The organism is Furfurilactobacillus milii, assembly GCF_009864005.1.
Classification (GTDB): Bacteria; Bacillota; Bacilli; order Lactobacillales; family Lactobacillaceae; genus Furfurilactobacillus; species Furfurilactobacillus rossiae_B.
The window spans coordinates 17,154-30,645 of the sequence record NZ_WEZQ01000014.1 but is presented as its reverse complement, the minus strand read 5'-3'; the positions used below and the strand labels follow the sequence as shown (position 1 = coordinate 30,645).

Below are 13,492 nucleotides of genomic sequence, written 5' to 3'. Positions count from 1 at the left end.
AGCACCGTTCAACTGAAAGCTGACCGGTGACTTCAATTATGGGGGTCAGAATGGTTGTTAACTTGTTGGCGAATCCTGTAGCGTCCACGTTAAGTTGGTTGAATAATCTGCAGCTTTTGCCGTTCCACCAATAATGGTTAGTTCCGTTTGAGCTGGCGTCCAGCGATCAACTGTTAGTCCGCCACCTTTACCTGCCGCTGCCGATAACAGCGTGCCACCTGTGCCCAAAGCGTTACTTACTTCGCTGGCCACTGCACCATTATCGATACCCGATTCCGTCACGACTTGTCCAGCAGGCAACTTTAATGTCGCACCTGCAAGTTCATCCGTACCAGACTTCAGCGGTGTCCCGGAAACCTTCAGCGCCCATCCGGCGTTAGTCCCACGTTCGTCTGCAACCTGTGCCGATTGATAAGTCCCAATCATATCGGAGCCTGACGTTCCCACTCGTTTCGTGGTGGCCGAATTAATTGGCTGCGTGCCAAACGAAATCAGTTTAGAAACATAGTTCAGCCGTAACGCGCCGGTAGCCCCGGTCCCTGGATGAGACGGATCAGTAATAGGGCCGCCACCAGGGTTTGCCGGATCAACAGGGTTAGTCGGACCTTGCCCAGCGATAAATCCTGCTGTCACTTGCGTTGTCGCAGTGCCTACATCACCAGCTGCCTTCGCGCCTATCACAGGGCCCATGAGCAACCCGGCCACGGCGACGGCACCAAATAATTTTGTTTTTTTAAACATGTTTGGTCCTCCTTTTTGAACGCACAGTTGAACTTGCATCTATTCCTCCGTGCGTTTGACTTTGCATGCTTGTAAATTGACCACCATAATTGTTAGTTCCAGAATAGCAACTCGCTACTCATTAAGACAAATTTTCTGATTGTAATTAGAAAATTCTAAATTTAAAAGTGTTCCACGTGAAAACAAAAAAGTGCGCGCCATCTGGCAACGCACCTTCCACTCAATCTAATTAATCTTCGTCAAACTCATAAACCTTACTCTCATATGGGCGTAACGTGACACCTTGGTCATCGGCGTAGTTACCGATAAGTTCTTCACTTGCCTCGCCCTGATGATAATCGCGTGTAACAGTGTCGTTAGTGAAGTTGCACATAACTAGCAAAGTATGCCCGTCATAATGACGTTTGTACGCATAAACTTGATTGTCATCGGCGTCTAACGCCTCAAAATCACCAAACTTAATCAAGTCACTACCATGACGGAGGGCGATTAGCTTCTGATAGTACTTAAGGACTGAATCTTGGTCATTTTCTTCAACCGCTACATTGATTTCAGGATAATTGGCATTCATCTCAGACCACGGTGTGTGTTCAGAAAAGCCAGCGTTTGCCCCTGTACTCCATTGCATTGGTGTCCGCGCATTATCACGGGAAATGTTAGCTAAGTCCTTCATCATTTGACTCGAGGACACGAGGTGCTTTTCTTCAACCATTTCCTTGTAACCGTTCAATGATTCCAGATCACGGTACTGTGATAGTGACGTGAAGTGAGCGTTGGTCATGCCCAGCTCCTCACCTTCATAAACGTATGGGGTTCCTTGCAGCATGTGTAATGCTGTGCCCAGCATCTTAGCAGCCCGTACACGAACAGCCGGATCGTCATTAGCAAACCGGGAAACGGCACGTGGTTGATCATGGTTATTCCAGTACAAACTGTTCCAGCCTTTGCCATCTAGCTCCTGTTCCCAACGGTTGAGGGAATCTTTCAACTCTGTCAGTTTGACCGGCTGATCATTCCATTTACCCAACCGAACATCAGGGTTAGCACTCAACCCAACGTGTTCAAACTGGAAGACCATGTTCAGCTCTTCGCTCTTTAAACCTGTATATTTGATTGCGTCCTCTGGTGTTGAACCAGGCATTTCGCCCACCGTCATCACGTCATAGTGTGACAACACTTCTTCATTCATCTGGTGCAAAAATTCATTTAATCGTGGTCCATCAGCGACAAAGTCCATCGTTGTGCCAGCAGTCGCTTCACCAGGCACATCTGGCAAACCAGGTTGTTTGGAAATCAAGTTGATGACGTCCATCCGGAAACCATCGACCCCTTTATCCAGCCAAAAACGTTCGATATCAAAGACGGCTTGACGAACATCGGGATTCTCCCAATTCAAATCGGGCTGTGCCGGGGCAAATAAATGTAAGTAGTATTGGCCGCGTTCTGGCACGTAAGTCCATGCCGGACCGCCAAATGCCGCCTGCCAGTTATTCGGTTCATGACCGTCAACTGGATCGCGCCAAATATAATAATCAGCGTATGGATTGTCTTTAGACTGACGACTCTCCTTGAACCAGGCATGCCGATCAGACGTGTGATTGACAACCAAGTCCATCATCAATTTCATCCCGTGCTCATGAACCTGTTTAAGCAACGTATTGAAGTCATTCATATCACCATATAAGGGATTAATAGCTTTGTAATCCGCGATATCATAACCATTATCCTTGTTAGGTGATTTATAAATTGGGTTCAACCAGATTACATCGACGCCAAGTTGCTTAATGTAATCGAGCCGTGACGTAATCCCAGGTAAATCGCCGACACCGTCGTTATTGCTGTCCTGAAAACTCATTGGGTATATTTGATATACAACTGAACCTTGCCACCATTGATGTTGCATGATGAACCTCCTCATTTTTCTCTTAGCTAATTTAATTCATTTTTCCAAACTGTCTATTTTGTTTCTGAAAGTGCTGGGTGAATCACACTGACTGCAAACGCACCAAGGATTAGGGAAATGCCACCGACCACGATCATGCCAGGCATCGACTGACCGATAAGTGGGAAGATTGCGAAGCTGGCCACTGATGCAATGATTTGTGGCAAACAGATCCCACAGTTGAACAGTCCTAAGTAAGCGCCTTCATTTGTGCCGTCTAAAGATTCTGTAAACAGTGAGAATGCTTGTGTTTGCATCGTTAAGTAACTGATCCCAATCAAACAGAATGGGAAGATCAGGCCCATTTGTGAGTGCGTGAAGAATACCATGATGAAGCCAACACCACCCATAACTAAACCAATTCTGTACCATAACTTACGTTGCGTGGCCTTAGTGCGTGACAGCAACAACATGCCCCACAGCACAGCGGCAACAGATTGGATACACGTTAAGATACCGTACCAGTTACCAGCTGCTTGATAGCCTGCAGACGCTGGGTTCGTTGTGTGCCAAACGTTATCGGCAATTGCGCCAGTGCTGTATGTCCACAAATACTGGAAGGCAAACCAGGCAAAGAGTTGAACAAATGAAACTTCCCAGAAGGCCTTTGGGGCAACTTTAACCAAGTGCCACAGACTAACATCGGGTTTCTTTTCGTTTGGATCAATATCGTGATATAAGTCATATTCTGTTGGGTTATATTCTTTAACTGACAAAATTGTGTAAAGCGACGTCAGTAACAGAATTCCGGCGCCAATGTAGAAAGCCAACTTAACTGAATTTGGCACCTGCCCCTTTGGCGCAATGTTAGTGACACCAAATAGTGTCAATACATACGGTGCAATCGTGGCAAACACACCACCAAGGTTTGAAAAGGATTGCTGCCAAGACCATGCCATGTCCTTTTGGTCTTCGTTAACCATGTCACCGATGATCATCTTGAATGGTTGCATACATACGTTTGAAGATAGGTCCATGAATAAAATGGTAAAGGCACCAAATAATAGCGCTAATAATGAACCATATCCGAAACCGAATGAACCAGCGTTTGGCAACAGAATCATAACCAAAGCGGCAATCGGGGCACCAATCATTAAGTAAGGCATCCGCCGACCAAAACGATTCCATGTTTTGTCTGAATATTTACCGATTAACGGCTGAACAACCATCCCTGCCAAGGGTGGCAAAATGAAGAAGAAACCAAGTTTAGTTGGATCTGCCCCGATGGTCTGGAAAATCCGGCCCATTTGTGATGATTGAAGCGAAAAGGCCATGTTGATACCAAAGAATCCAAAGGTCATCGCAAAGATTGCCGATAACTTTAATTTTGGCAACCCCTTATTAACATCAACTTCCGTCGACGCTTTTACTTTAGTGTCTGAATCCGTTGCTTGCATAATCAAGCCTCCTATAAATATGTACCTGGGTCTTGTTGAATTCGCGTTGCACGTTAACGTAAGCGCTTTCAAAAGTACATTATCACATTACACAAACGTTTGCAACATTGTTAAAACAATAACACAAACGTTTGCGTATACTTGTATAATTACGAATGGTAAACTTGAGACAGTAAATTTTATTGGAGTGCTTATGCGAGTAACCATTAAGGATGTCGCGCAGGCGGCGAACGTTTCTGTCTCGACCGTTTCGCGTGTGCTATCAAACAAAGAAAACTTTTTTGCTTCAAAAACGGCTGATCATGTTCGCAAAGTTGCCGCCGACCTAGGTTATCAGCGAAATGCCTACGCCGCTGACTTGGCCAGCCATCAAAGTGATGTACTGGCAGTCGTGATTTCCGCCACTAAATCAAATTTTGCCGATGAAATTATCGCCGGTATTCACGATGTGGCGACCAAACACGGCAATAGCGTCATGATCTTGTATGCTGGTGAAAATAACCCCACATTACAGGAAAAAGCCATTAAGACGGTCATTGAACGAGACGTCATGGGCGTTTTGATTGTCGCCTTGGAACTTGGCGATGAATCGCTCAATAGCCTGAAAACGAGTGGTATTCCACACATTTTTCTCTCAACCGCGGCCAAAGAAAACCTCGGTCCATTTATTGCCTCTGACGATCATGCTATCGGGTATGAAGCAACCAAATACCTCATCGAGCATGGTCACCGCAAAATCGGCCTGGTTGGTATGGACGAGCAATCATTTGTTGGTACACAGCGCATGAACGGATATCGTGAAGCAATGGCGGAGCATAGTCTATCGATCGACGAAAACTGGTTAGTCCCTGGTTACTTCACATTTGAAGATGGTGAAGCGGCCATGCAGCATTTTGGCAAACAACCAGCAGTCACCGCAATTATCGCTAACAGTGACCTTACCGCCATCGGTGTCATCGACCAGGCCCGCGATTACGGCTTAGAAGTCCCCGCGCAACTCTCTGTCATGAGTATTGACGGAACCAAACTGACCCGTATTTTCAGACCGACCATCACCAGTGTCACGCAGGACTTCTTCCAAATCGGCCGCGCTGGCTGTGCGGCTCTGTTGACTGGCGACAATGAGCCAATCCAGTCCAAGTTTTTGCCAATTAAAGTTGTTGAGCGCAATAGTACTAGGCAGTTGTGAGCAATTTATCGATTAGCTGGCTGTGTATCAAACTTGCTTTGCAACAATAATCGTTTGAATTCGGCCATTGATACCAATCTTGACCTGTTTCCAATATATAGACTAAGCGTTATCAATTTCAGTCGATCGCGAAGTCGCCTAATCAGCCGACTACGAAAAACGGACTGCAAATCCAGGGAATTCCCGAGATTTACAGTCCGTTTTAATTTTCGTCTAAATGCATTTAGTTCATCGACAACGATTTCTTCAACCATTCCTCGTCGTTAGGATCTTCCGACCCACGACGATTCTTATCGATACCAGCAATAGCGTTCATTTCGTCATCGCTGAGTTTGAAATCAAACACATCAATGTTTTGAGCAATCCGTTCAGCATGAATGGACTTTGGAATAACGATGATGTTGCGTTGCAAGTGCCAACGTAAGATAACTTGCGCCACACTCTTCTTGTGTGCATCAGCAATCTGCTTCAATGTTGCATCTTCCATTACGCCACTCTTGCCTTGACCCAATGGTCCCCAAGCTTCGTGGGCAATGTTCAAACTCGTTAAGTAATCGTGCAGCTCTTTTTGCTGGAAGTAAGGGTGCGTTTCAATCTGGTCAACCGCTGGCTTAACCTTTGCGGAAGCCAATAACTTATCAAGATGTGGCTTTTCGAAGTTCGATACACCAATCGATTTGATTTGACCGTCATTGTATAAGTCTTCCATGGCGCGCCACTTTTCCGTGTACCCTTCACTTGGCCAGTGAATGAGGTACAAGTCCAGGTAGTCCGTTTGCAGCTTCTTCAATGACTCCTTAAAGGCGGCCATTGTTTCATCGTAAGTCGTGTTGCTGTCCCAAACTTTTGAAGTAATGAACAGATCTTCACGCTTAACATCGCTTTCAGCTAGGGCTTCGCCAACCCAAGCTTCATTATGATAAATAGCCGCCGTATCAAAATGACGGTAGCCATCCTTTAAGGCATCGGCAACAGAACGCTTTAAGTCAGTTGCATCCTGCACTAAGAAAACACCCAATCCTAACTGGGGAATCCTTTGTCCGTTGTTTAATGTTAATTCATCCATATTGAAATTCCTCCTCAACTTGCTTTCACAATCAATACTAGCGCGTTCATTTAGTAAAACAAGACGGTACTTACAGGTGCCTAGGTTACCAATAAGTACCTTGCAAACGAAAATTAACCAAGCAGTTCTTCTCGGCTCGGTGCAGTCTCGCCGAGATGACGAATGACCACACTTTCACCATTGGCCGCCCGACGGCGAACGTCTTCTTCGCCCCACTGACAGATCTGCTCCAGTAGGCCGCTTAAATTCTGACCATGTTCAGTTAACCCGTAGACTACTCGTGGCGGTACTTCATTAAACACTTTTCGTGTCACGATGCCATCATGTTCCAAATCACGTAACTGTTCTGTTAAAACCTTCTGAGTCACGTTCGGAATAGCCCGACGTAGTTCACTAGTCCGCATTGGTCCTTCATGCAAATCGCAGAGAATAACCGGTTTCCATTTACCACCGATCACATCCAATGTTGCCTCGACACCAACGTTATAAACTTTTGTCACGACTCAATCCTCCTGTGAATGTCTTTAAAACATAGCTGTATTGCTATGTACCTACCTTAAACTATAGCATATTAGCGATAGCAGTCCCTAACCTGAGCCTTCGTTTAAATAGTTTGTGAAATTTATATTCATATTTTCAAAAATGTCGCCTAATAGCAACGATACTTTATTTAATGATTGCGTTTACATTTTTCACATAAACATTTATGCTTAAGACAATCTAATTAAAGGGGCGATTGTTGTGTTTAATTCCAAGAAATCGATTCGTTTAACGGCTTTGGCATCAGCCATGGCACTGATTTTAGTCTTCACGCTAGCTGGTTGTGGGAAGACGGCCAAGTCAACTAACCAAAAGGTTGCTGACCAAAAAACGTGGGTCGTCGCAACATCTGGGACATTGTATCCGACCTCGTTCCACGCTAATAAAAAGAGTGCCTTAACTGGCTACGACATCGCAGTCGTTAAGGCTGTTGCCAAGGGACTCCATAAGAAGGTCACCTTCAAAGAAATGGACGTCGACGGCATGCTAACGGCCGTTAACAATGGTACCGCTCAAATGGCCGCCAACGACTTTAGTATCAGCAAACAGCGTGAAAAGCAGTTTGCCCTTTCCACTCCTTATAAATTCAGTTTCGACAGCATGGTCGTTCGCAAATCAGATCAATCTGGGATCCACAGTTTTGCTGACTTAAAGGGTAAAAAGGCTGCCGGTGAAGCTGGTACCGGCTATCAACGTTTGGCCAGCCAGCTCGGCGCTAAGAAAGTGAACTACGACAACGTGTCAAACGATGTTTATCTTCGCGATGTTGTTAACGGTCGAACCGATGTCATCCTGAACGATTACTACCTGCAATCCATGGCGCTCAAGGCATTACCCAACTTGCCTCTAACCATTCCAAAGAACCTCTACTTCACCACTCAAAATGATAAAAACGGTACAGGTATCATCATGAAGAAGAGCAACACGAAGTTGACTGCGGAAGTCGATAAAGAAATCAAGAAGCTAGAAGCAGACGGTACCATCACCAAACTATCGAAGAAATTTTATGGCGGCCAGGACGTCTCCAAAAAGCCTAACGTTAAGACAACTTACTTCAAGATCAAATAAAGGACGCTCATGAATTCATTGCTAAATTGGCTGACTATTCCTAACTTTTTCAATGCCCACTTTGCGTGGCATGCGCTGCCTTACATTCTTGGTGGCTTACCGCTCACCGTGGAACTAACCATCGTCAGCTTTGTCGGTGCACTGGTGCTTGGTTTTTTCCTCACCCTTGGTCAAATGAGCAAACGTCATTGGCTTCATTGGCTGACGCGGACCTACATTTCGTTTATGCGCGGTGTCCCCTCGTTGGTTCTGCTGTTCATCCTCTATTTCGGGCTACCATACACTGGCATTCAGCTAGACGCCTTTGTAGCTGCGGCCATCGCATTCATTTTGAATGCAGCTGCGTTTGTTTCCGAAGTCTTCCGTTCTGCCTTTATGGGTGTCGAAGATGGACAATGGGCGGCCAGTTATTCGCTTGGCATGTCGTATGGTAAAGCCGTCCATTACGTCATCTTGCCGCAAGCATTCCGGATTGCCATCCCCGCACTGGGCAATATCTTGCTAGATATGTTCAAGGGAACCTCGCTGGCCGCGATGGTCACCGTTTCCGAAATGTTTATGCGCGCTAAAATCCAGGGTGGTAAGCAGTTTGACTACATGACCGTCTATCTATTGGTCGCACTCATTTATTGGGCATGCTGCTCATTGCTGACTGTCGGTCAAAACTGGTTGGAAAAGCGGTTAACGTTGCCGACTACAGATTAATTCAACTAAATTGTGTATAAAAATAGGTGTCTTCACTGCTCCATTGCGTAAGTGAGCGATAAGTGAAGACACCTATTTTCTTTTGATCATTGAAATCTCCTTACAGATTGTTCAGATAAATATTTTGTGTGGTTTAAAGGCCGTTGTGCTAGCCCAAAACGCGGTTTTCACCCTCGATTATGGGCCGAAAATCACGTTCCATAAGTCGTCCCGCACCACTAAGCGGCCAGACCCATGCCGCCAAATGGTGCCGACGCGGAACTATGTTTCAGGCCAGCTCCACTCATGAAGCAGGAAATAAACTATTATCAATTTTCTATTCTATGGACAAATGATAAAAATACTTACAGACCACTTTTAGATCAAATGACGTTGATATTAGCGGATGGTTCATCACTGTGCAGCTGAAGGGCGTCAACATTGATACCAAGCCGTGAAAGTAACGTTAATTCGGTGGTTTTCCGAATTTAGGTTACGGACGGTCGCCAAGACTCGAGGTTCTCACGAGGCTTGGCGGCGAGGTGAAAGACGGTGCACTTCCGGCTTGAACCGGTCCCACGACGAGCGTATCAATGTTGACAACCGGAAGCGAAAGCGGCCTCCACCACTACCACAAAACAAATTATCAGTTTCGTTGAACCAAAATAGCTGAATACAGAACATACATTGAGTTAGCTGGATTGTTATACCCTTTGGCTGCCATCTTCCTTAGCAACTCGTCCAACGCTTGCTTACGATCATTTTCGCCCAAATCTTGCGCGTCAATTGCTTGAAACTGATTAGCGAAATCAACACCGTCCGACAGATGATACTTTTCCCAGTATGCAGGCGTTAAAAGCGTTGCGTTCAATTTGCCATGATTTTTCATGTTTGTTCCTCCATTGATTGCAAGTCAACAATCTACTTAGACTTATCTTGTTTAATTTTACCGCCGTTTGTAATCGTTTTCAAAATCGCCACCACATCACACGCTTTTTGCGGTAAAATGTAACAGTTCTCACAAGACATATGAGCGTGCCATCAAAGTTTATTATTAACCATAAATTTTGGCATTTAAGGAGAGTTTAGCAATTATGAAAAAAGCGCTGATTTGGGGTACCATGACCATTGCCTTATTGGCAATATTGAGTGGCTGTGCAAAGAAACCTCAAAAGCACACAATGGTAAAAAATCCTTATGAGAAAACTGAGATGGTGATGGGCACTGTCTGCACCCTGTCAATTTACGACAAAGGCAAGAAGTCAGTCATTGATAAAGGCTTTAAGGAAATTCATCACATGGACGATGAATCAACGTTGACACGTGGTGGATCGCAACTTGATAAAATCAACGCCAATGCCGGCATCAAACCCGTTAAGGTGCCTGCCGACTTTTATCCAATGGTTCAAAAGGCACTCGACGTTTCAGAGAATTCTGAGGGTAGTTTCGACATGGCAATTGGTGCCGTTACCAATCTATGGAAAATCGGTTTGCCCGGTGCACGAGTGCCCAAACAGTCAGAAATTGATGCGGCGCTGCCGCTTGTCGATTACCACGACGTTCAACTGAATGATAAGAACCGTACTGTTTATCTCACCAAGAAAGGCATGCGGCTCGACTTTGGCGGAATTGCAAAAGGCTATATTGCGGATCAAGTCAAAAAAGTCTTCAAGGAAAACGGCGTTACTTCTGGTATTATCAACTTAGGCGGAAACATCATTGTGATGGGCAATTCGCCGGAGGGACATAACAAGCCTTGGCAAGTCGGTATTCAGAATCCGGTTAAGCCTCGTGGCGACGCTGTTGGAACCATTAAAGAATCTGACATGTCAATTGTGACTGCTGGTACCTATGAGCAGTACCTCATGTCCCACGGCCATAAATACATTTATTTGTTCGATGCTAAAACCGGCTACCCATATGAAAACAATCTCGCCAGTGTCACGATTGTCTCTAAAAAGTCGATTGACGGCGACGCCTTATCCAATGCTGCATTTGATAAGGGGCTAAAAGATGGGTTAGCATACATGAATAAGAAGCCCAAAATTCAGGCTATCTTCATTACAAACGACAAAAAGATCTACGTTACAGACGGCCTAAAGACCAAGTTCAAATTAGATAAACACACTAACTACAAGATGGGCAATTAGCTTACATTAATTAGATGATTTCTCGAAGCTTATTCACTCGACGACAACAACAATAATATTGTATAATCCCTCCAAAACATGATGCGTCAATTCGTTCATCCGGGTTTTGGGGGGGATTTTTTTGAAACAGATTGTTCGAGTTTATTTAATTGGCTTATCGCCAATGCTGTTCTTGTTATTACTATTTTCATTGCAACCTGGAATTGGCGCGCGTTTGTCTTTCACCCCACTTGATGGCTATCTCGTCCTCGCCTACCTGAGTTTTCCGTTTGCTCACCAATTCTTCCCAAATTTATTTCACGTTCTTCATCTCTCACGACAGTCTCACCCACGTGAAGTTAATATGCCTTCGCATCAGATCATAACGCCTGCTGTGCCGTTTAGTTTCATGTTTACAGAGTCCTTCAGCAATTTGGGCGTAAACTTTGTGATTGACACATTAATCATGTTAATTTCACCTTTTCTGGCATTAGCTGACATACTGTTGCTTTCGTTTCACCAGCGTCAACGGTCAGTGATTCCAACAAGTAAATTTTATGCCAAGCCAAAAAGTGGTTCGAGAAAATAACTCCCGAACCACTTTTTTCAGTATTATTAACACACTATTTAACCTTTGATGTAATCGTAAACTTGCTCCCCAGCCTGACGACCAAAGATTACCGTTTCAGCAATGGAGTTACCGCCGATCCGGTTGTTACCGTGCAGTCCACCGACAACCTCACCGCCAGCAAATAAACCTAGGATGATCTGACCGCTTTCATCCAATACTTGTGTCTTATGGTTGGCCTTGATGCCACCCATTGTATAGTGGATTGCGGGTGCAATATGAATAGCGAAGAATGGTCCGGCAGAGATATCGCGATCCATCCCAGTTGAGCGACCGAATTCTTCATCATCGTGATCAGCTACAGCAGTGTTCCACGTGGAAACAGTTGATGACAACGTATCAACGTCCATATTCAATTTGCCAGCTAATTCTGACAGGCTTGAACCTGTTACGACCAAACCAATACTGTCGTAGAACTCAATGGCCTTAACACGTGAACGAATACCTTGATCCAGAATCAGATAAGCGCTGTGCTCTGGTAGGGCTGTAATAGCGTTTGAAACCACCTTGCGCGTTGTTAATTCATTAACGAACCGTTTGCCTTGAGCATTAACCAAAATGGCACCTTCGCCACGGACGGCTTCACCAATCAAGAATGCATGTGGGTTATCCTGTTGCACAGTTGGATGTACTTGAATTTGATCCATCTGAACTAAGGCAGCGCCGGCGTCTGTTGCCAACTTCAAACCATCACCCGTTGCCCCGGGTTGGTTCGTTGTCTTGTACCCCTTTAAATCAGGACGGTACTTTTCAATCATGTCGTTGTTGGCGCCGAAACCACCCGTTGCCAAGATAACAGCTTTCCCGCCGACCATCTTTTGACTACCATCAGGCAACGTTGCGTTAACGCCAGTCACTTTACCGTCTGCATCTTTCACCAAACTGTTAACCGTTACGCCGGTGAACAGTGGCAATTCGTCCTTTTGAACGACTTTAGATAGCTCAGTAACCAAGAACGCACCAATTGGCGCCATGCTGGCTGGACGGTGAGTCCGCATTTTGCTCATCCCACCAGTAATGGTGATATCATCCAAACGAATGCCATGGTCAGCTAACCAATCAATTGATAAAGCAGCGTGTGAACTGAAATAGCCAAGCAACTCTTTGTCGTTTAAATCACCACCGCCCTTAAGGGTTTCAGCGTAAAAGTCCTCGTAACTATCGACAACACCATGATGTAACTGAACGTTGGTTTCAGCGGCGTTCATCCCAGATGAAGCTCGCATCGTGTTACCACCAATTTTTGGCATCTTTTCAAAGATAACCGGTTTCAAACCAAGTTCATGTGCCTGAATGGCAGCTACCATCCCCGTGCTTCCTGAACCGATGATGACAACGTCATAACTGTCTTGCAGTGCATTGATATCCGTTGGTTGAAAACGAAATTTTTCGGCCATTTTAATTGACGCTCCTTATTTGTTTGCTAAATGAGTGACTAAAATTGATTCTATTTAGGAATTGGATGTGTTGTCGATCAAACTTTGCTCTGTAATTCACTAATGCAAATAAAAGATACGGCACATCACTTACGTCGTAAGCATAAACGATGTTCCTAATCATAGTCAAACGTTTGTGAATTAATTAATTTTGTTAATATGGTAAGCTGAACTTAATATCAACACCACAAAACAGGAGGTCTGTTTACAATGAAATTCTTACCTTATCTCACTTTTCACGGTCAGGCAAATGAGGCCCTAAAATTCTATCAATCAATTTTTGGTGGTCACTTAGACATTCAACGCGCGGGCGAACTATTTGCAACTACAGACGACAAAACAGCAAACCTTGTGGTACATGGCGTATTAACCATTGATGCAAACTTTCAAATTACGGCACTCGATGTCATCCCCGGTGCGCCTGACATCCAACCAGGAGCAACGGTATCAATGGGTCTCCATTTTGACAGCACAAAACAAGCAACCGACATCTACAGCCAACTATCCGAAAATGGCCAGCGGGTCATTGACTTCACTCCAAAAGATTGGGGCGCCCTCTTCGGCATTGTCACGGACCAATTTGGTGTCCGTTGGAATATCGATACCACCGCCTGATTGCCGAAATCAGGTTAAAAACAAACAATGTTGATCCAAATAAAAAACGTCTATTTC

General features: G+C 44.9%; 13 protein-coding genes. 6 read left to right on the top strand and 7 right to left on the bottom strand.

The window, feature by feature from the left end; genetic code table 11:
- Positions 1-57 precede the first annotated feature (57 nt).
- The 3 genes from GB993_RS07880 to GB993_RS07870 all read right to left on the bottom strand — a co-directional run bounded on the left by GB993_RS07880 (position 58) and on the right by GB993_RS07870 (position 4,080).
- Positions 58-741, bottom strand: coding sequence for a WxL domain-containing protein (locus tag GB993_RS07880; protein ID WP_161003815.1), 684 nt, complete (start codon positions 739-741; stop codon positions 58-60).
- A 229-nt stretch (positions 742-970) separates the two neighbouring features.
- On the bottom strand, positions 971-2,644 hold the full coding sequence (locus tag GB993_RS07875; protein ID WP_161003814.1) for a glycoside hydrolase family 13 protein: 1,674 nt from the start codon (positions 2,642-2,644) through the stop codon (positions 971-973).
- A gap of 53 nt (positions 2,645-2,697) precedes the next feature.
- Complete coding sequence (locus GB993_RS07870) at positions 2,698-4,080, bottom strand: SLC45 family MFS transporter (RefSeq protein WP_186337677.1); 1,383 nt, start codon at positions 4,078-4,080, stop codon at positions 2,698-2,700.
- Between the two features lie 193 nt (positions 4,081-4,273).
- On the opposite strand from GB993_RS07870, the gene GB993_RS07865 reads away from it, so the two are divergent.
- Positions 4,274-5,269: a LacI family DNA-binding transcriptional regulator gene (locus GB993_RS07865; protein WP_161003813.1), complete on the top strand. Its 996-nt coding sequence runs from the start codon at positions 4,274-4,276 to the stop codon at positions 5,267-5,269.
- 223 nt (positions 5,270-5,492) lie between these two features.
- On the opposite strand, the gene GB993_RS07860 is transcribed toward GB993_RS07865, so the two are convergent.
- Positions 5,493-6,335: an aldo/keto reductase gene (locus GB993_RS07860; RefSeq protein WP_161003812.1), complete on the bottom strand. Its 843-nt coding sequence runs from the start codon at positions 6,333-6,335 to the stop codon at positions 5,493-5,495.
- 113 nt (positions 6,336-6,448) lie between these two features.
- Positions 6,449-6,835 carry a winged helix-turn-helix transcriptional regulator gene (locus tag GB993_RS07855; protein WP_161000679.1) on the bottom strand — a complete coding sequence of 129 codons (387 nt, stop codon included), beginning with the start codon at positions 6,833-6,835 and terminating at the stop codon, positions 6,449-6,451.
- A 289-nt stretch (positions 6,836-7,124) separates the two neighbouring features.
- On the opposite strand from GB993_RS07855, the gene GB993_RS07850 reads away from it, so the two are divergent.
- Positions 7,125-7,943, top strand: a complete 819-nt coding sequence (locus tag GB993_RS07850; RefSeq protein WP_161003941.1) for a transporter substrate-binding domain-containing protein — start codon at positions 7,125-7,127, stop codon at positions 7,941-7,943.
- A 9-nt stretch (positions 7,944-7,952) separates the two neighbouring features.
- Positions 7,953-8,648 carry an amino acid ABC transporter permease gene (locus GB993_RS07845; protein ID WP_161003811.1) on the top strand — a complete coding sequence of 232 codons (696 nt, stop codon included), beginning with the start codon at positions 7,953-7,955 and terminating at the stop codon, positions 8,646-8,648.
- Positions 8,649-9,273: 625 nt separating this feature from the next.
- Here the strand turns inward: GB993_RS07845 and GB993_RS07840 are convergent.
- The gene (locus GB993_RS07840) at positions 9,274-9,516 is read right to left on the bottom strand and encodes a hypothetical protein (RefSeq protein ID WP_161003810.1); all 243 of its coding nucleotides are present in this window, start codon (positions 9,514-9,516) and stop codon (positions 9,274-9,276) included.
- Positions 9,517-9,721: 205 nt separating this feature from the next.
- Here GB993_RS07840 and GB993_RS07835 point away from each other — a divergent pair, with 205 nt between their 5' ends.
- Together GB993_RS07835 and GB993_RS07830 are read left to right on the top strand one after the other, a co-directional pair.
- Positions 9,722-10,777 (top strand): FAD:protein FMN transferase, encoded by a 1,056-nt coding sequence (locus GB993_RS07835; protein WP_161003809.1) that lies wholly within the window; start codon positions 9,722-9,724, stop codon positions 10,775-10,777.
- A gap of 121 nt (positions 10,778-10,898) precedes the next feature.
- Positions 10,899-11,345, top strand: coding sequence for a hypothetical protein (locus tag GB993_RS07830; RefSeq protein ID WP_161003808.1), 447 nt, complete (start codon positions 10,899-10,901; stop codon positions 11,343-11,345).
- 38 nt (positions 11,346-11,383) lie between these two features.
- Here GB993_RS07830 and GB993_RS07825 read toward each other — a convergent pair whose 3' ends face one another.
- A complete protein-coding gene (locus tag GB993_RS07825; RefSeq protein WP_161003807.1) occupies positions 11,384-12,781 on the bottom strand; it encodes a flavocytochrome c in 1,398 nt (465 codons plus the stop codon).
- Positions 12,782-13,030: 249 nt separating this feature from the next.
- On the opposite strand from GB993_RS07825, the gene GB993_RS07820 reads away from it, so the two are divergent.
- A complete protein-coding gene (locus GB993_RS07820) occupies positions 13,031-13,435 on the top strand; it encodes a VOC family protein (protein ID WP_161003806.1) in 405 nt (134 codons plus the stop codon).
- Positions 13,436-13,492 lie beyond the last annotated feature (57 nt).